The following is a 16,691-nucleotide window of genomic DNA, read 5'->3' as shown; positions in this document are numbered from 1 at the left end:
CACGGGGGCCGTCGAGCGGCCGTATCGAGTATTTATTGTGGCCGGGTCGGCGTGTCGGAAAACGAAAACCGAAGGGTATTGAATACCAATAGGTATTGAATACCGAAAGGTATTTATCGCGCGTTTCCAGGGACGACGTTTTTTACCGGAAATTTCTCACCGATTTGCTGTACATCGCACGGTGCCCGTGTGTAGCGTCTGGAACCCGTAAACCCCCTCACATGACAAGTGGTGGCGCGTGATCGGAATCGACGGTTGTCTGAAACGCATCATGGATATTCCCGGTGCGCGCAGCGTGACGCTGGTGGACGGCGCGAGCGGTCTGGCGATCGCCGCCGACGGCAGGCACGACCTGGTGGACGAGCACGAAGATGCCGCTGCCACAACGGATGTGGTGCGCGCGGTGCTCGCCTGTCCGGCATTGTCGACCGACGGTGACGACGTCACCGAGATCATCGTCTGCGGCACCCGCGGATATCACCTGTTGAACCTGGTGAACGGCGATTTCGACGGACGGCTTTTCGTGCACGTGCTGTTCGACGAGGACGCCGGAAATCTCGCGATGGCGCGATACCAACTGCGCGGAATTCTCGACGAATTGGCCGAGGACGGGCATGAGTCCTGAACTCGCGGTCGAATTGCGGCGGTTGGAGCAGGAAGGACGTACGGGGGTGCTGCACGCGGGCGACGGCGCTTTCCATCTCGCCGAAGGCGCGATCGTTTCCGCCGACTGTCGTCGCACCACCGGGCTGGACCGGCTGGTCGTCGAGGCGGGCGTGGCGACCGCCGAGGACTGGCGGCGCGCCGATGCGGGCGATCCCGGCCGTGTGCTCGGGCGGCCACGGCTGGAAACGCTCGCGATGCTCTCGGTTTTCGATGCCGCCTATTTCTTGCTGGCCTCGTCCGCCGTCCCGGAGTTCCGCCCGGCCCCGCCGCACTGGCTGGCCCCCGTCTGCCACATCACGCCCCGTGCTCTCGTGCAGGAGTGCGCGCGGCGCGGCGATCCCGAGTCCGGGCCGTGGCCCGCCGACCTGGTCGATCGCGTCCCGGTCGTGCCGGTCCGCCGAGTGCGGCGGCGGCGTTTGGTGCTCACCGGAGGGCAGGCCGAGGTGCTGGCCGCCGCGGATGGCGGGCGCAGCGTCGCGGAGATCGGTCGCGAACTCGGCCGGACCACCTACGGATGCCTGGTGGCGGTGCGGGATCTGACCGCGGCGGGCCTGATCGAGCCGCCCCTCGCGCCACCGGTCCCGGTGGCGGCCGGGCCGGTGGGGCTCGAGCCGGTGCGCCACGAGCCCGTCGCGGTCACGCCCGTGATCGCCGAGCCGGGCCGGCTTCCCCGCCGCCGTGGCAGGCACTCGGCGCCACCGGTCCCGGTCGCCGATCGGTTGGAGCCGCCCGACCGGGACCTGCTCGTCCGCCTGCAGGCGGCTTTGGAGGAGCTCGCGTGACCACGCGGAAGAAACTGCTCGGCGATTGGATGGGAAGAAGGTTGACCAAGGTGGCGATGTCCGGACCCGAACCGAACGCGGCGGTGCTCACGGAGTTGAAAGCGCTGCGCAATCGAGTTCCGCGGCTGACCGGCGCGCTGGTCGCGTCCAATGACGGACTGTTGGTGGCCCATGATCTGCCTGCCCAGATCGAGCCGAACGGGATGGCCGCCATGGCCGCCTCGCAGCTGTCGCTGTCTCACCGGCTTGCCACTACCGCGCACGGCGGCGGGTTCAGCGAGGTCGTGGTGCACGGCACCGGTGGGCACGTGGTCATCTACGCGGCGGGCTGGACGTCGCTGACCGTTTTGGCCGCCCCCGAGGTGAACATCGGCAGGCTGCATCTGGAATCCCGTCCGGCGGCCCGCGCGATCGCCGACTTGCTGACGCCGGTGACCACCGACGCGGGAAGCGAACAAGCAACGAAAACCCACTGAAAGGAAAGCGAATGTCCAATATGGATCTGGCCCTCAAAGACATGATGGTGATCGACGGCGCGATCGGCGCCGCCGTCGTCGACTACAACAGCGGCATGGCGCTGGGCATGCTCGGCAGCTCCAAGTCCCTGGACCTCCAGGTCGCGGGTGCGGGCAACACCGAGGTGGTGCGCGCCAAGCTGCGCACCATGGACCAGCTGGGGCTCAAAGAGGACATCGAGGACATCCTCATCACGCTGTCCGGGCAATACCACATCATCCGGCCGATGACCGGCCGCAAGTCCAAAGGCCTGTTCCTCTACCTCGCCCTGGACCGGGGCCGGGCGAATCTGGCGTTGGCCCGGCACCGCCTGCGGGGCATCGAAGAGGATCTGGAGGTCTGATCGGCGATCGAGCCGATTTGACCTGAACCGTTGTTCAGGTTCGACGCTGTTCTGGACACCGAACGCGTCGAAGGGAATCCACCATGTCCAACCATCCGATCCAGCTCGCCCTGATCGTCGGCAGCACTCGAGCGGGCCGCTTCGGATCGACCGTCGCCAAGTGGTTCGCCGCCCACGCCGAGCGGCGCGACGACGTCAACGTCGACGTTGTCGACCTGGCCGAAACGCCTCTGCCGGAACGGCTTTCCCATCACCCCGAACCCGAGGCGGCGCGGGCGCTGGCAGCGGTCGGCCCCCGCCTGGCCGCGGCGGACGGGTTCGTCGTCGTGACACCCGAGTACAACCACAGTTATCCGGCGTCGGTCAAGAACGCCATCGACTGGCATTACACCGAATGGCGGGCCAAGCCGGTGGGATTCGTGTCCTACGGCGGCATCTCCGGTGGCTTGCGCGCGGTGGAGCACCTCAGGCAGGTGTTCGCCGAGCTGCACGCGGTCACCGTGCGCGACACGGTGAGCTTCCACGACGCGGGCAGGCGGTTCGATGCCGCGGGGCAGCCGACGGATCCGGAAATGCCGGTGGCCGCGGCCGATCAGCTGCTCGGCCAGCTGGTCTGGTGGGGCCGCGCGCTGCGGTCGGCCCGCGCCGAGCATCCCTATACCGCATGACGCTTCTTCTTCCACTCGCCCGAGGATCGGGACCGCGGGGCCTGACGCCGTGGTCCCTGGGACAAGGGCGACTGGCGGACATCCGGTTCGATCGGAGGCGCGTAGCCGTGCGGCGGGCAGCCCGGGTCCCGGCCGATCGTGCGTCACTCCAGCCCGGCCGGGCGCGGCCAGGGGTTGTCCTCCTTGTCCTCGACCGACTGGTTGAAACGCGCGATGAACCTGCTGAACTGATCGATGTCGGCCTCGGTCCACTCGGCAACCACCGCGCCGATGCCTTGACGGCTCTGCTTTCGGTCGGAGGCCAAAAGATCCAGTCCCTTGGCGCTGGCGCGGATCTTGCGGGCGATGCCGCCGTCGGGGTCGGGCACCCGCTCGACCAACCCTTGCTTGCGCATGGCTCCGACCTGCCGGTTGATCGTCGAAACGTCCAGTTGAAACGCTTCGGACAGCTCACGCAGGCTCAGCGGATGGTCCAGTTCCAGTCTGGTCAGGATGAGATACGCCGAGCGGTCGAGCTGGAAGCCGGGACGCCGGAGCACTGCGGCGGGGAAGTGCCTTGCCAGCAGTGACAGCTCGAAGACGAGGCGGTACAGCGCCGCGTTGTCGCCGGGACCGGAATCGGACATACCACACTATGTCGCGCGGATCACGTACTTACCAAATTGTGCAGCATACACACCATATGTACCGTGCACATGTGACTGTAGCTGCCGACGCGTCCTCGAGCGTCTCTGAATCCGGCGACCGGCCCCGTCCCTCGTCGGCACTGCTCATCGCGACGCTCGGCATGGTCGGTGTCGTCGTCTCCCTCATGCAGACGCTGGTCATCCCGATCATTCCGTCGCTGCCGACGCTGTTGCACACCTCCGCGTCCAACGCCTCCTGGGTCGTGACGGCCACGCTGCTGGCCGGCGCGGTGGCGACCCCGATCAGCGGCCGTCTGGGCGATATGTTCGGCAAGCGGCGCGTCTTGTTCGCGAATCTTCTTCTGCTGATCGCCGGGTCGGTGGTCTGCGCGTCCTTCTCCACCCTGGTGCCCGAGATCGTCGGTCGCTCGCTGCAAGGTGCGGCGGTCGGCGCCATCCCGCTCGGCATCAGCATCATGCGCGACGAATTGCCCGCCGAGCGCGTGGGTTCGGCGATGGCGATCATGAGCGCCACGCTCGGCGTCGGCGGTGCGATCGGCCTGCCGGTCGCGGCGGCCATCGCGCAGAACGCCGACTGGCACGTGCTGTTCTGGACCTCCGCCGCGCTCGGCGTCGTGTGCGCCGCCCTGGTTTTCGTGTTCGTCGCGGAGTCGCCGGTGCGCACGCCCGCCCGGTTCGACTTCGGCGGCGCCGTCGGTTTGTCGGTAGCGCTGCTCGCGCTGCTCGTCGCGATCACGAAAGGCGCGGACTGGGGTTGGGCCGGCGCCCGGATCCTGACCCTGTTCGCGGTGTCGGTGGTGGTGTTCCTCGGCTGGGGCGCTTTCGAACTGCGGCAGCGTTCACCGCTGGTGGACCTACGGGTCTCGGCGCGGCCGAGGGTCCTGTTCACCAACGCGGCCTCGATCGCCGTCGGGTTCTCGCTCTACGCCATGTCGCTGACCTTTCCGCAGCTGCTGATGGCGCCGGAGCAGACCGGATACGGCTTCGGGCTGTCCATGATCACCGCCGGGTTGGCGCTGGCCCCCACCGGCTTCGTGATGATGCTGCTGTCACCGGTGTCGGCGCGGCTGTCGGCCAGCCGCGGGCCCAAGGTCACCCTCGCGCTCGGCTCCGCGGTGATCGCGGTCGGTTATCTGTGCGCGGTGGTGTTGATGAACAGCGTCTGGGAGATCATGCTCGCAGCGGTGATCGTCGCGGGCGGCGTCGGCCTGGCGTACGCGGCGATGCCGGCGCTGATCATGGGCGCGGTGCCGATCACCGAGACCGGCGCGGCCAACGGCCTCAACTCTCTGATGCGCTCGATCGGCACCTCGACCTCGGCCGCGGTGATGAGCGTGGTGCTGGCGCACATGACCATGCGGCTCGGCCCGCACCTGCTGCCCTCGCGCGACGGTTTCCACACCACCTTCCTCATCGCGATGGCCGCCGCGCTGGTCGCGATCGGTCTGACCGCCGTGATCCCGATGCGGAAGACCGCCGACGCGGCGACCACCACCGGGCACTCCTGACGCCCGGGGTTCAAGCGCCGGCGACGGCCTCGGTGTACCGGCGGCCAAGGGTGCGGATGTGGGCGACGAGTTCCGGCGGGCCGTCGACGCGGAAGTCCATCATCAGCATGGACAGGTAGATGGCGATCGTCTCCAGCGCGTCCGCGCCCGTGTAGAGCACGCAGGTGTCCGCGTCCACCGGCTCGACCACGCCGACGGCGGGATTGATCCTTGCGATGACCGTCTCGGCGGGCGCGAGCACGGTCACCCTGGCCTGCACCCCCCACCCGGCGGTGGCGATGTGGCGCATGACGAAGGCGACCAGGTCGTCGTCGGGAAGCGAACGCGCGGCGAAACGGCGGGAACTCGTCTCCGCGCGCAGCACGAGGGCGACCGGGATCGCTCGCCAGGAGTGGTCTTCCAGGCTGTAGGCGACCAGGTACCAGCGGCGTTGCCAGTTGATCAGCCGGTACGGCTCGATCTCGACGGACGACGCGGCCCCGGCTTCGGCGATCCGGACCGTCGCGCCGTCGCGAATGGCGCCGGCGAGGGTGGTGAGCACGGCGGCGGGAACCGGTGCGTCCGGCTCGCGCGACCCCGTCGTGGCCGGCCCGATGGCCGTCGCATCCCGCAATGCGGATACCTTGCGCTGCAATCGTTTGGGCAGGATCTGGTCCAGTTTGCCCAGTGCCTTCGTGACGTGCTCGGCGATGTCCGCGATGCCGGTGGAGCCGTCCTCGGCGAGGCCGACCGCGACCGCCACGGCCACCGCTTCGTCGTCGTCCAGCAGTAGGGGCGGCATGGTCGCGCCGCGGCCGAGCCGGTAGCCGCCGATCGCGCCGCGTCCGGCATGCACCGGGTAGCCCAGTTCGCGCAGCCGCTGAATGTCCTGCCGCAGTGTGCGATCGGTGACGCCGAGGCGCTCGGCCAGCTCCCGGCCGGTGTACGCACGGTCCTGTAGCAGGGCCAGCAACCGCAGCAGGCGCGGTGTGGTCGACGCCACTTTCACCCTCCTCGTTTATTAGGAACAAAAGTAGCCTAATGGCCGAATAGGCTTGTGTCATCAGCGAGAACGACCGAAAGGCTCCGACATGAACGCCACCGCCACCGCCGCCGCGACTCTGCTCCCCGTTTGGCGGGACGTGCTCGCCGATTCCTACCGCGCGCTGGAGAGCGTCGTCGCCGGTGTGCGAGCGGATCAGTGGCACCTGCCCACCCCGTGCTCGGATTGGGATGTGACGCAGGTGCTGCAGCACGCCGTCGGTGACCAGCTGGCCTACGCCGAGGCTCTCGGCATCGGAGAGGGCCCGGCCTACAACCCGTTCGCGCCTTCCGGCACGATCGACGGCGCCCCCGCGGACGCGGTGCGTGCGGCGGTCGAGCAGACCGCCTTCGCCTGGACCACGGTCGCCGACGCCACCGAGACCGTGCCGACGCCGCTGCCGCACGGCGCGCTCGCCACCCCGGTGGCCGCGGTCATGTGCGCGCTGGATGCCGGGGTGCACGCCTGGGACATCGCGATCGCGACCGGCCAGCCGTCGCCGTTGACCGACGAACTCGCCGCCGCCCTGCTCATCGCCGCGCGGGCCGCTCACCCCGCGCCCGGCAGCGGCGAGACGGCCGAGATCATCGAACCGCTGCGTCAGTGGGGTGCTTTCGCCGCGATCGTCGACGGTCCGGCCGACGGCGCTCTCGGAGAGCTCTTGCGCTACCTGGGCCGCGATCCGCGCTGAGCTGCCGGGCACGCTGGGTTCACTTGGTGAGCCCAGCGGACGGTGTACCGGGCCCGGTCCGGCGAGGCGGAGTCCGAACGCTCTCCCCGCGACGGAAATCAGCGCGCGGTGACGAATCCCTGGGCGACCATCCAGTCCCTGGCCACCTCCGCGGGCTCGCGTCCGTCCACGTCGACCTGACGGTTGAGTTCGGTGATGGCCTCGTTGGTGAGGCGCTGCGAGATCGGCGTCAGGATCGTCTCCACCTGCGGATGCGCCTCGGCGAAACTCCGGCGCATCACAAGCGCCGCGTTGTACTTCGGGAAGAAGCCGCGATCATCTTGCAGTAGAACGAGGTTCAGCGCCGGGATGCGTCCGTCGGTGGCCGCGACCGAACCGAAGCGGCACTGCCTGCCGTCGGCGGTCGCCTGGTAGACCACGGCGTCCTGCACGATCTGCTTGCGCACCTTGCTCGCGTCGATCTCGTACTTGCGGGCCAGGCCGGGGAATCCGTCCTGGCGGACATTGAACTCGGTGCCGACGCAGATCGCCGCGGCGGCCGGATCGGCGGCGGCCAGTCCGGCGTAGTCCGACAGCGTGCGCACACCGGTCTCCTGGGCGGTGCGGGCGCTCATGACCAGCGCGTAGGTGTTGTTCATCGGCGCGAGCGCCGTCCAGAGCATGCCGTGCGCGGCGAGGTCGGCGTCGCGCACCGCCTGGAACTGGCCGATCTCGTCCGGCACCGGAGTCTCGTTGCCGAGGTAGTTGATCCAGCCCGTTCCGGTGTAGTCATAGGCGAGGTCGATCTGCCCGTGCAATTGAGCATCTCGCACGCTGTTGGAGCCCTGGATGTTGGTCAGGTCGCGCACCTCGGCGCCCGCCGCCGAGAGAGCGAACTCGATCAGATAGCCGAGGATGTTCTGCTCCGTGAAGTCCTTGGAACCCACCGTGACCTGCACACCCTCCAGTTCGGGCATGGGCCGGATGCTGCCGGGGCCGACTCGCAGCGGCACCGCGCCGCCGGATTGCAGCCCGCAGGCGGCCAGCAACGTCAAGCCAAGGCCGAGAGCCAGCGCGCGCCACGCCCGGATCATTTCAGCCCCTTCGGCCCGAGAAACGCTTCGGCGAGCGCGCCGAGCCAGTCCACCAGCAGGGCCAGCGCCACCGCGAGCACCGCGCCGACCACCAGGGTGACGTCGTCGCGCAGCTTGTAGCCGGTGTCGATCAGAATGCCGAGCCCGCCCGCGCTTACCAGGAACGACAGCGTCGCGGTGCCGACCGCGAGCACCAGCGAAGTGCGCAGCCCGGCCAGGATGTAGGGCACCGCGAGCGGGAATTCGATGCGCCGCAACACCGTCACGGCCGACATGCCCTGGCCGCGCCCCGCATCGATGAGCATCCGGTCCACCTGCTCATAGCCCAGGATGGTGTTGCGCAGCACCGGAAGCAGCGAATAGAACGCGATCGGCGCCACGCCGATCCAGAAGCCGGTGGTGCGGGTGGCCAGGTAGAACAGCACGATCAGGCCGATGGCCGGCGCGGCCGCGCCGATATTCGCGATACCGACGAAAACGGGTGTGAGGCGTCGGAATCCCGGTCGCGTGAGCAGGGTTCCGAGCGGGACGGCCACCGCGACGACGATCAGCACCACGGTCGCGGTGATCCGCACATGCTGCCAAGTGACGGTCGCGACGTTGCCCGCGTTCAGGCTCGCCTGCTGTGTGACGGTCAGGTCGCGGGCGAACGCCCACACCAGCACGCCCGCGGTGAGCACGAGCACGACCACCGGCTGCACGACCAACCGGATGCGCTCGGCCCTGCGCTGGGTGGCGGGTGACGCGGCGGCAGTGGTCATGGTGCGCCGTCCGTCGCGGAGCGCCCAGCTCCGTGCTCGGCGCGCAGTGCCGACAGGTGGCCGACCAGGGTGTCGATGGTGATCAGCCCGGCGTATTCGCCGCGCGCGCCGGTCACCACCGCCGTCGCGCTCTGATGGGTGAGCAGGGCTTCGAGCGCCTCCTGCAGCGTCGATTTCAGCGCCAGCGTCTCCGGCACCGGCGTTCCCAGATCGCGCAGCGAATCGGCGTGGGCCAGTTGTTCGGCCGAGACCCAGCGGCGGGGCCTGCCCTGACCGTCCAGTACCAGCGCCCACGGCCAGTCGCGGTCCGCGAGCGCGGCGCGCAACTCGTCGACGGTGTCCTGTTCGGTGGCGGTGGGGCAGTCGCCGAGTTCGACATCCCCGACCCGGGTCAGGGTGAGCTGTTTGAGCGAGGCGTCCGCGCCGACGAAACCGGCGACCGTCTCGTCGGCCGGGTCGGCCAGGATCGCCGCGGGTGTGTCGTATTGCAGGATTCGAGACCGGTCGCCGAGCACGGCGATGCGGTCGCCGAGCTTGACCGCCTCGGTGAAATCGTGGGTGACGAAGACGATCGTCTTGCCGAGTTCGCCTTGCAGCCGCAGCAACTCGTCCTGCAGCGATCCCCGGGTGATCGGATCGACCGCGCCGAACGGCTCGTCCATCAGCAGCACGGGCGGGTCTGCCGCCAATGCCCTGGCCACGCCGACGCGCTGCTGCTGGCCGCCCGACAGCTGGCGGGGATAGCGGTCGCGGAAGGTGCCGGGATCGAGACCGACCAGCTCGAGCATCTCGTCGACCCGTGCCGCGACGCGCCGCCGATCCCAGCCGATCAGGCCCGGTACGGTCGCGACGTTCTTCGCGACGGTCAGGTGCGGGAACAGTCCCGCCTGCTGGATCGAGTAGCCGATGCCGCGGCGCAACCGGTCGGGCTGGATCGTGGCCGCGTCGCGGCCGTCGATCGTGATGGTTCCGGAGGTGGGCTCGATCAGCCGGTTGATCATTCGCATGGTGGTGGTCTTGCCGCAGCCGGACGGCCCGACCAGGACCACGATCTCGCCGGCCGGGATGGTCAGCGAGACGCTGTCCACGGCCGGATCACGCTGTCCCGGATAGTGTTTGGTCACCGCGTGCAGCACGATCTCGACGCCCGAGACGACGGATGCCGCGCGGCCGTCGCTGGTTTCGGTTTCAGTCACGAATTCCCCTGGAGGTGGTGAGCCGCCCGATCAGGACGTAGATCCCGTCGAGGACGAGTGCGAGGACGACGACGAGGATCGTGCCGACCAGCGCCTGCGGCACCGCGTTCGGGCTGCCGAGGCGCGCGAGTCCGGAGAAGATCAGGTTCCCTAGTCCGGGGCCCTTGGCGTATGCCGCGAGGGCGAGAATCCCCATGATCAGCTGGGTGCTCACCCGCATACCGGCCAGGATCGCCGGCCACGCCAGCGGCAGTTCGATCCGCGCGAGCACCCGCAGCCGGTTCATCCCGACGCCGCGGGCCGCGTCGGTCACGGCCGGATCCACCGAGGCGAGTCCGATGATGGTGTTGCGCATGATCGGCAGCAGCGCGTACACCACGAGCGCGGTGATCGTCGGTGCGACACCGAGACCGAGCACCGGGATCAGCAGGCCGAGCAGCGCGAACGACGGAACGGTGAGCACCGCGCCCGCCAGCGCGGAGGCGATCGACGAGCCGAACGGGCTGCGGTAGACCAGGATTCCGATCAGAACCGAGACCACCGTCGCCAGCAGCACCGATTGCACCACGGCCGAGACGTGCAGGTAGGAGTCGACCAGCAACTGGTGCCGCCGGTGCACGATGAATGTCCACAGCGTGTCCAGGGCCGTACCTCCCCATCGGCTGGTCTCTCCGGAGACTAGCGCGATTTTCCCGGTGCCGTCCATGATTTCGGCTCCACCGGGTTGCCCCTCCGCTCGGTCGCCGAAACCAGGCGGATGGCGGGGGAACCGTTCGGCGTGCTCGCGCGTCGAATTCCATAAGCTCGACGACAACGTCACACGAACGAATCGGGGGAGCGATGACACAACAACTGGGATCGCGATCGGGGCGGTGGGTCGCGCTCGCATTGGTGGTGCTCGGCGTGGCCGCCGCCGGGATCGCCGGTGGTCTCTGGTGGCAGGACCGCACGGACCACGGGGCGATCGCGGGCGAGCGCCTCACCGAGTTCCCCGCGCTGGACCGTTCGGCACTCGACGCGGCCCAGGCCGGAATCGTCGCGGTCGCCGAGCGTGAGTTCGCCGATCCCGGCGCGGGGACGAAATACGCGGAAGGAGCCGAGGAGGCGTGGTGCGCCGATTTCGTCAGCTGGGTGCTGCGCGAGGCCGGTGTGCCGCTGGCCAACCCGAATTCGGGTTCGTGGCGGATTCCCGGCGTCTATACCTTGCAGGAGTATTACGAGACCGTCGGCCGGTTCGTCCCGAGCGGCTCGAACTATCGACCGCGCACCGGTGACGTGCTGCTGTACGGAGCGCCCAGTCCGTTCGGACAGCACACGAACATCGTCCTGCGAGTCGAGGGTGGCCAGGTGACCACGATCGGCGGTAACGAGTACGGCGAGGTGCGCATCCACCGGTTCGTGCTGGGCGACATGACCGGGGTGGTCGGTTTCGGTCGATTGTGAAGATCACTTCCATTGAACAGGATTCGACCGATATGCGGGTGAAACGGGGTGCCGGATAGTCCTACGATGGAAGGCGGCGGCGCCCGGCAGCGCCGCCGCCGGTCCCCGCCCTGCTTCCCCCTCATCGGCAGGACGGGGATCTCGGGCCGCAGTGCGTTCCGGGGTGGGACGAGACCGGTCGCGTACCGTGTCGGGTGTCCATCGAGAGGTGAGGGTTGCGGAACTAGCGATGCATCCGACCGACGAACCGAGTAGTGCGCCCGGCTGGATCGACTACGCCGAATTCGGCGAGCGTTTCGTCACGCACGCCGTGAACGCCGCTCGTATCGAGTCCGCGATCTCCGGCATGGCGGGCCGCGGCATGACCATCGGCCCGGTCTCGATCGGCCCGGCCGGGCTCGCCGGATTCGTCGCCGAGGGGAAGGTCGGCGCCCCGCGCGTCCTGCGCAGCGGCCCGAAGGTCACCTTCGACGTCACCGTTCCGGTGTCGCTCACCTTGAAGGTGCTGCTCGGCGGCCGGAAACTGCGGCTGGAGGCCAGGGTGGAGATCGATCTGACCCTGCACGCCCGCACCGCCGAACCCGTGCTCGTCATCATCGATATCCCACCGATCACCCAGCGGGACATCAGCTTCGTCCTGCGCGCCCAGGCGGTGGATTCGGCGTGGGAATGGTTGCTCGACCCGATCGCGGGCGTGGTGCAGCGAGAGGTCGCCTCCCGGGTGAACGCCATGCTTGCCGACCCGCAGACCCGCAGGGGGCTCGTGTTCGACGTCGAGGCCATGGTCGCGGGCAAGCGTTCGCCGTATCGGGACGAGCTCGCGTTCGCTTGGATCGGCTACGACGAGTTCGGGCACCGGTTCTTCTCCCGCATCGTGACGCGCGAGCGAGTGTGTGACGTGGTGGAACGATTGGCGGGCAGGCTGATCGAGGTCGGTCCGCTGCGGACCGGACCGCGCGCGAGCGCCGTCGTGACCGTTCGGGGAACGGTACGGATGCCGCGGCTGACGGACCGGTCGACGGAGCCGGTCGCGTTCGATCTGACCCTGCCGGTGAGCCTGGACATCACGGTCGATGTGCTGAAAGCCAATCGCTATCGCGCTGACGTCGAGGTGCCTTTGGCACTCACCGCCCGGGCTGCCGACCCCTTGCGGGTGGTGATCGACGTGCCGCCGCCCGACCCGGCCGACATTCGGATGGAATTCACCGCGCAGGGTGCCCGCGCGGCCGCACTCGGTGCGCTCGCCGGGATAAAGAAGCAGGTCGTGGCGCAGGTGGCGGCGGTGATCCGCAAAGAACTGGCCGACCCGGCGATGCGCACCATCGATGTCGGCGCGCGCATCGACGGCATTGTGTGAGCCGGTCGCGTCGTCGAGCGTATGTGGCGAATGTGAAACGTGATTCTCCTGGGTCTAGCGGTTCCAGTGTGAATATGGTGAAATGAGTTCACGTTCGAGGCTCCCGGCGCGCGGTGGTTTGGGGAAGGTGCGCCGGGCACGCTGCCATCCATGTCGGGTTGCGCGAAGGAGTCGACGATGCGTTCCAATTCGGTATCCCGGCGTGATCTGTTCGCCTACACGGCCGCCGCGGCCGTGGTCGGCATGACCGCCGCGGCCGCTCCCGCGTCCGCGCGACCAGCGCTGGGCACCCTCATCGATTACGCCGGAGGCGTTCCCTCCGCTGCGGCGATCCGCGACGCCGGACATATCGGCGTGATCCGCTACGTGTCCGATCGCAGGCCCGGCGCCGAGTGGATGGCGGGCAAACCGCTGCGATCCCCGGAAGTCGACGATCTCAAAGCGGCTGGTCTGCAGATCGTCTCGTGCTACCAATTCGGTAAGGGACCGACCGCGGACTGGCGTGGCGGGCTGGAGGCGGGCAAGCGGCACGCCGAGCGCGGGCTCGCGTTGCACCGCGCCGCCGGTGGCCCGGACAATGTGCCCATCTACGCGTCCATCGATGACAACCCCTCCCCGGTCGACTTCGCCACCATGATCGCGCCGTACCTACTGGGCTGGCAGGCCGTGCTCGGCACGGAGAACACCGGCGTCTACGCGAACACCCCGACCATCGAGCTGGCCCGCACCGCGAGCCTGGGTTCCTGGTACTGGCAGCACAACTGGGGCACGCCCAAGGGCTTCGTGCACCCCGCCGCCAACCTGCACCAGGTCGAGATCGACAAGCAATCCATCGACGGTGTGGGGATCGATGTGAACAACGTGCTCACGCCCGAATACGGGCAGTGGTGAGCAGCTGCCGCAGTACGTGCCTGCTCGCCTCCACCCCGTCTTTCGGGCGAAGCGAGACCGCGCAGCTGCCGAATATTACGTCTGGCAGTGGCTTATCGGGGTGACGCGCAGATCGGGCTCGTCGTCCGGGACGACCCGCAGGGAGGGGCGGCTGTCCGGAGCCTCGTGATCGCCGAGCCAGGAGAGCAACGACCACCGGGACAGGCCGGAGAACGCGGAGCCGAGGCTGGCGAACGAGAACGACGAGATCGCCGACCCGAACGATCCCACAGATCCGATCGACAGCACCGAGCCCACGCTGCCGATGGACAGGACCGAGTATGCCGAGCCGATCGATAGGATGGAACCCTCCGATCGGAACGACAGGATGGAACGGTGCGAGCGCCTGCTCCGGATCGAATGACCCGGCTGTCTCGAACCGTCCGCGGATTTCGAGAAATCGGTGGTCGCCATAGATAGCGGTCTACCACAGTCCGGCCACCTCGTGTGGCTGCGCGGCAGATCGATACGAGGTATTCGCCGAGTCACCGCAACGCGGAAAGGGCGACGACCCCGATGGAGTCGCCGCCCTCGACCGGAAGCTCAGCCTACGGTGAAGAATCCGAGTGTCGGCAGGAAGGAGCAGGTCCGCGCCTCCGCGTCACCGGACTGAGTGGTCAGCGAGCCGGAGACGACCGCGACGACGCGGCCGTTGCCCGTGTCGGCGATCGCGGACAGCGTCGCGGGGCCGTCCGGGTTGATCTTCGCCTCGTCGGTCAGCGGCAGGACGCCCGACTGGCGGGTGTCGAGGTTCAGCCACTGCACCGTCATCGGCGGGTTCTGCACCGGCGTCGGCCCCTTGGTGCCGAGCGCGGTGAAGACGAACCCGGTCTGACCAGCCTGCGGGCCGGGTGGCGGCAGCGTGGCGGGCCCGGGCACGGCGAGGGCGGTGCCCACCGAGTCGGCGGACGGGCCGATGCAGCCCTTGCCGATGCTCGGGTAGAGGAACTGGGCGATCACCGGTCCGTCCTGCGGCACCTCGGGGCCTCCGCCGCCGCTGCCGTCCAGGAAGGTGATGATCCGTTCCAGCGTCGACTTGATCTGCGGCGGAAGGTTCAAGGTGGCCAGCAGCCTGCGGGCCTGATCGAGGATGGCCGACTGCGGACCCGCGACGCCGGCCGGGCTCGCGATATCCGCGGGGCCCGCGACGGCGCCGACGATGGCTGGGGCGAGCGCGGCCAGCGCGTCCACCGGAACGCCCTCGGGCACCATGGGAACGCTGTTCGTAGTCGCCACGGGGGCGGTCGCGGGGGCCGCGATTGCTGTCGTCGGCGCGGCGAGCGTGGCACTCGCCGCGACGGCGAGTGCGGACAATGCGATCCGCGATCCTCGGGTGCGAAGCACTGGTCTGGCCGTCCTTACCTCGGGTACATCTGGGTTCGATTGCTAAAAGCCATCGTTTCGGGGGTCACTCTAGGGACATTGCGGCTATGTGTACAGCTGCGGCGTCCGGAAAGCGCCGTGGACGATCAGTGTTAGCAGAAGATACCGCGCCCAGATGTTACTGATGTGAAAGTTGATGCAAATGTTATCGGTGGTTCGAGGGTGGAACCGACCGGATTCGCGCTGCGGCTAATCTAATCGGTGCCGTCCGCGCTGTCGCCTCGACATCGAACTCCGGGCGCGCCTACCGACGCACCGCACCCGAGCCGAAAGCCAGCGATTTGAATCGTCACCTCCGATGGGCCGTGTCGGTGCTGGGCCTGTCCGTGCTGGCCCGGCTGCTCTGGATGCTGCTGTCCCCGAATGGGATGAACCTCGTCGACCTGCATGTCTACGTCGGCGGGTCGGCCGCGTTGTTGACCGATCAGCTCTACGACTTCACCTATGCGGAGAAGACTCCGGACTTCCCCTTGCCGTTCACTTATCCGCCTTTCGCGGCATTGGTGTTCTTCCCGCTGCACTATCTGCCGTTCACCCTGGTCGCGGTGGCTTGGTTGCTGGCCATCGCCGCGGCGCTGTACGCGGTGGTGCACATCAGTCTCGAGCTGTTGTTCGGGGCGCAGCGGCTGCGCACGCCGCAGTGGCGGGCCGCCACCGTCGGCTGGACCGCGCTCGGGCTGTGGCTGGAGCCGGTCCGGACCACGATGGACTACGGCCAGGTCAATGTCTTCCTGGTGCTCGGCGGGATGCTCGCGGTTCGCAGTTCGCGGTGGTGGCTGTCCGGTGGACTGGTCGGAATAGTCGCGGGCATCAAACTGACGCCTGCGATCACCGGGTTGTACTTCGTCGCGCGCAAGCGGTGGGCGACGGTGGCGTGGTCGGCCGTGGTCTTCGGCGCGACCGTGGGGCTGAGTTTCCTGATCGCGCCGGTCGAGGCGCGTCGGTATTTCGGCACACTGCTCGGTGACGCCGACCGGATCGGTCCGGTGGGGTCGGTGTGGAACCAGTCGCTGCGGGGCACATTGAGCCGCATCCTCGGCTACGACGTGGAGTCCGGCCCGTGGTGGATCGCGGCCGTGCTCGTGGTGGCGGTGCTGGCGTTCCTGGCTTGGCGCGCGCTCGGCGCGGACGACCGGCTCGGCACGCTGATCGTGGTGCAACTGTTCGGACTGATGGTCTCGCCCATCTCGTGGTCGCATCACTGGGTGTGGCTGCTGCCTACGGTGCTCTGGGTGGTGTACGGGCCGCTGCGCCGGGCGCCCGGCGCGCGGGTGATCGCCGGGTACTGGCTGGTGACCATGCTCGTCGGCGTGCCCTGGGTGCTGTCGTTCTTCCAGGATTCGATCTGGACCATCTCGCGCCCGGGCGTACTGGCCTGGCTCGGCGCCGTCGACGTGCTCGGCGTCCTGGCGTTCTACCTCTGGGTGATCCGCTTCGGAGCCAGGTACACGCGATCGGCCGACGGGGAAGAAACGCGCGCAACCACCGAGGGCCCCGCGCGCACCGCATAAGTACTCGCCCGCACTCGCCCGACTCTGCTGTGGTCAGCCTCGAGCGGCGATCAGCGAAGACTCGAACTTCTGGCTGGAACGCGACACGGCGGCCCGGCTCCCGGTTTCGAGCGAAGCGAGACCGAGCATGCGCCGTTCGCGGCCCGGCTCGCGTCCGAGTGGCCGCCGCGTTCGCGACGCAGTCGCCAGCGGCGG

General features: G+C 68.5%; 19 protein-coding genes. 11 read left to right on the top strand and 8 right to left on the bottom strand.

Annotated elements, in window-relative coordinates:
• The first annotated feature begins 271 nt into the window (after positions 1-271).
• The 5 genes from ACWEH3_RS04710 (at position 272) to ACWEH3_RS04690 (ending at position 2,975) form a co-directional block, all read left to right on the top strand.
• Positions 272-625 carry a hypothetical protein gene (locus ACWEH3_RS04710; protein ID WP_450022557.1) on the top strand — a complete coding sequence of 118 codons (354 nt, stop codon included), beginning with the start codon at positions 272-274 and terminating at the stop codon, positions 623-625.
• Positions 615-1,448, top strand: a complete 834-nt coding sequence (locus ACWEH3_RS04705; RefSeq protein WP_450022559.1) for a hypothetical protein — start codon at positions 615-617, stop codon at positions 1,446-1,448. The genes ACWEH3_RS04710 and ACWEH3_RS04705 overlap by 11 nt, the downstream gene beginning before the upstream one ends.
• Entirely contained in the window at positions 1,445-1,924 is a 480-nt protein-coding gene (locus ACWEH3_RS04700; RefSeq protein ID WP_450022561.1) for a roadblock/LC7 domain-containing protein, read from the top strand. Before ACWEH3_RS04705 ends, ACWEH3_RS04700 begins: the two co-directional genes overlap by 4 nt.
• Positions 1,925-1,935: 11 nt before the next feature.
• Positions 1,936-2,307 carry a hypothetical protein gene (locus ACWEH3_RS04695; RefSeq protein ID WP_159848246.1) on the top strand — a complete coding sequence of 124 codons (372 nt, stop codon included), beginning with the start codon at positions 1,936-1,938 and terminating at the stop codon, positions 2,305-2,307.
• Positions 2,308-2,390: 83 nt separating this feature from the next.
• Positions 2,391-2,975, top strand: a complete 585-nt coding sequence (locus ACWEH3_RS04690) for an NADPH-dependent FMN reductase (protein ID WP_450022564.1) — start codon at positions 2,391-2,393, stop codon at positions 2,973-2,975.
• Between the two features lie 143 nt (positions 2,976-3,118).
• Here the strand turns inward: ACWEH3_RS04690 and ACWEH3_RS04685 are convergent, their stop codons facing one another.
• Entirely contained in the window at positions 3,119-3,601 is a 483-nt protein-coding gene (locus ACWEH3_RS04685; RefSeq protein WP_450022566.1) for a MarR family winged helix-turn-helix transcriptional regulator, read from the bottom strand.
• A gap of 71 nt (positions 3,602-3,672) precedes the next feature.
• Here ACWEH3_RS04685 and ACWEH3_RS04680 point away from each other — a divergent pair, with 71 nt between their 5' ends.
• On the top strand, positions 3,673-5,130 hold the full coding sequence (locus ACWEH3_RS04680) for an MFS transporter (RefSeq protein ID WP_450022568.1): 1,458 nt from the start codon (positions 3,673-3,675) through the stop codon (positions 5,128-5,130).
• Between the two features lie 10 nt (positions 5,131-5,140).
• Here ACWEH3_RS04680 and ACWEH3_RS04675 read toward each other — a convergent pair whose 3' ends face one another.
• Positions 5,141-6,112, bottom strand: a complete 972-nt coding sequence (locus ACWEH3_RS04675; protein ID WP_450022570.1) for a helix-turn-helix transcriptional regulator — start codon at positions 6,110-6,112, stop codon at positions 5,141-5,143.
• A gap of 88 nt (positions 6,113-6,200) precedes the next feature.
• Between ACWEH3_RS04675 and ACWEH3_RS04670 the strand changes: the two genes are divergently transcribed.
• Complete coding sequence (locus ACWEH3_RS04670; RefSeq protein ID WP_450022572.1) at positions 6,201-6,842, top strand: TIGR03086 family metal-binding protein; 642 nt, start codon at positions 6,201-6,203, stop codon at positions 6,840-6,842.
• A 98-nt stretch (positions 6,843-6,940) separates the two neighbouring features.
• On the opposite strand, the gene ACWEH3_RS04665 is transcribed toward ACWEH3_RS04670, so the two are convergent.
• From ACWEH3_RS04665 to ACWEH3_RS04650, 4 genes are read right to left on the bottom strand one after another with little or no spacing between them, the layout of a single operon-like run.
• Positions 6,941-7,915 (bottom strand): glycine betaine ABC transporter substrate-binding protein, encoded by a 975-nt coding sequence (locus tag ACWEH3_RS04665; RefSeq protein WP_450022574.1) that lies wholly within the window; start codon positions 7,913-7,915, stop codon positions 6,941-6,943.
• The gene (locus tag ACWEH3_RS04660; protein ID WP_450022576.1) at positions 7,912-8,676 is read right to left on the bottom strand and encodes an ABC transporter permease; all 765 of its coding nucleotides are present in this window, start codon (positions 8,674-8,676) and stop codon (positions 7,912-7,914) included. The genes ACWEH3_RS04665 and ACWEH3_RS04660 overlap by 4 nt, the downstream gene beginning before the upstream one ends.
• The gene (locus tag ACWEH3_RS04655; RefSeq protein ID WP_450022578.1) at positions 8,673-9,872 is read right to left on the bottom strand and encodes an ABC transporter ATP-binding protein; all 1,200 of its coding nucleotides are present in this window, start codon (positions 9,870-9,872) and stop codon (positions 8,673-8,675) included. The genes ACWEH3_RS04660 and ACWEH3_RS04655 overlap by 4 nt, the downstream gene beginning before the upstream one ends.
• Positions 9,865-10,515 (bottom strand): ABC transporter permease, encoded by a 651-nt coding sequence (locus ACWEH3_RS04650; RefSeq protein WP_450022589.1) that lies wholly within the window; start codon positions 10,513-10,515, stop codon positions 9,865-9,867. The genes ACWEH3_RS04655 and ACWEH3_RS04650 overlap by 8 nt, the downstream gene beginning before the upstream one ends.
• 197 nt (positions 10,516-10,712) lie before the next feature.
• Here ACWEH3_RS04650 and ACWEH3_RS04645 point away from each other — a divergent pair, with 197 nt between their 5' ends.
• From ACWEH3_RS04645 to ACWEH3_RS04635, 3 genes are all read left to right on the top strand, one after another.
• A complete protein-coding gene (locus ACWEH3_RS04645; RefSeq protein ID WP_450022580.1) occupies positions 10,713-11,315 on the top strand; it encodes a CHAP domain-containing protein in 603 nt (200 codons plus the stop codon).
• Between the two features lie 229 nt (positions 11,316-11,544).
• Positions 11,545-12,672: a hypothetical protein gene (locus ACWEH3_RS04640; RefSeq protein WP_450022582.1), complete on the top strand. Its 1,128-nt coding sequence runs from the start codon at positions 11,545-11,547 to the stop codon at positions 12,670-12,672.
• A gap of 177 nt (positions 12,673-12,849) precedes the next feature.
• Positions 12,850-13,563, top strand: coding sequence for a DUF1906 domain-containing protein (locus ACWEH3_RS04635; protein ID WP_355078657.1), 714 nt, complete (start codon positions 12,850-12,852; stop codon positions 13,561-13,563).
• 75 nt (positions 13,564-13,638) lie between these two features.
• Here the strand turns inward: ACWEH3_RS04635 and ACWEH3_RS04630 are convergent, their stop codons facing one another.
• On the bottom strand, positions 13,639-14,016 hold the full coding sequence (locus ACWEH3_RS04630) for a hypothetical protein (protein WP_450022584.1): 378 nt from the start codon (positions 14,014-14,016) through the stop codon (positions 13,639-13,641).
• A gap of 129 nt (positions 14,017-14,145) precedes the next feature.
• A complete protein-coding gene (locus tag ACWEH3_RS04625) occupies positions 14,146-14,946 on the bottom strand; it encodes an Rv1157c family protein (RefSeq protein ID WP_355078659.1) in 801 nt (266 codons plus the stop codon).
• Positions 14,947-15,161: 215 nt separating this feature from the next.
• Between ACWEH3_RS04625 and ACWEH3_RS04620 the strand changes: the two genes are divergently transcribed.
• Positions 15,162-16,496: a mannosyltransferase gene (locus ACWEH3_RS04620; RefSeq protein WP_450022591.1), complete on the top strand. Its 1,335-nt coding sequence runs from the start codon at positions 15,162-15,164 to the stop codon at positions 16,494-16,496.
• Positions 16,497-16,691 lie beyond the last annotated feature (195 nt).

The sequence above is a fragment of the Nocardia sp. NPDC004718 genome (assembly GCF_053601535.1).
This window is presented reverse-complemented; position numbering and strand designations above follow the sequence as displayed.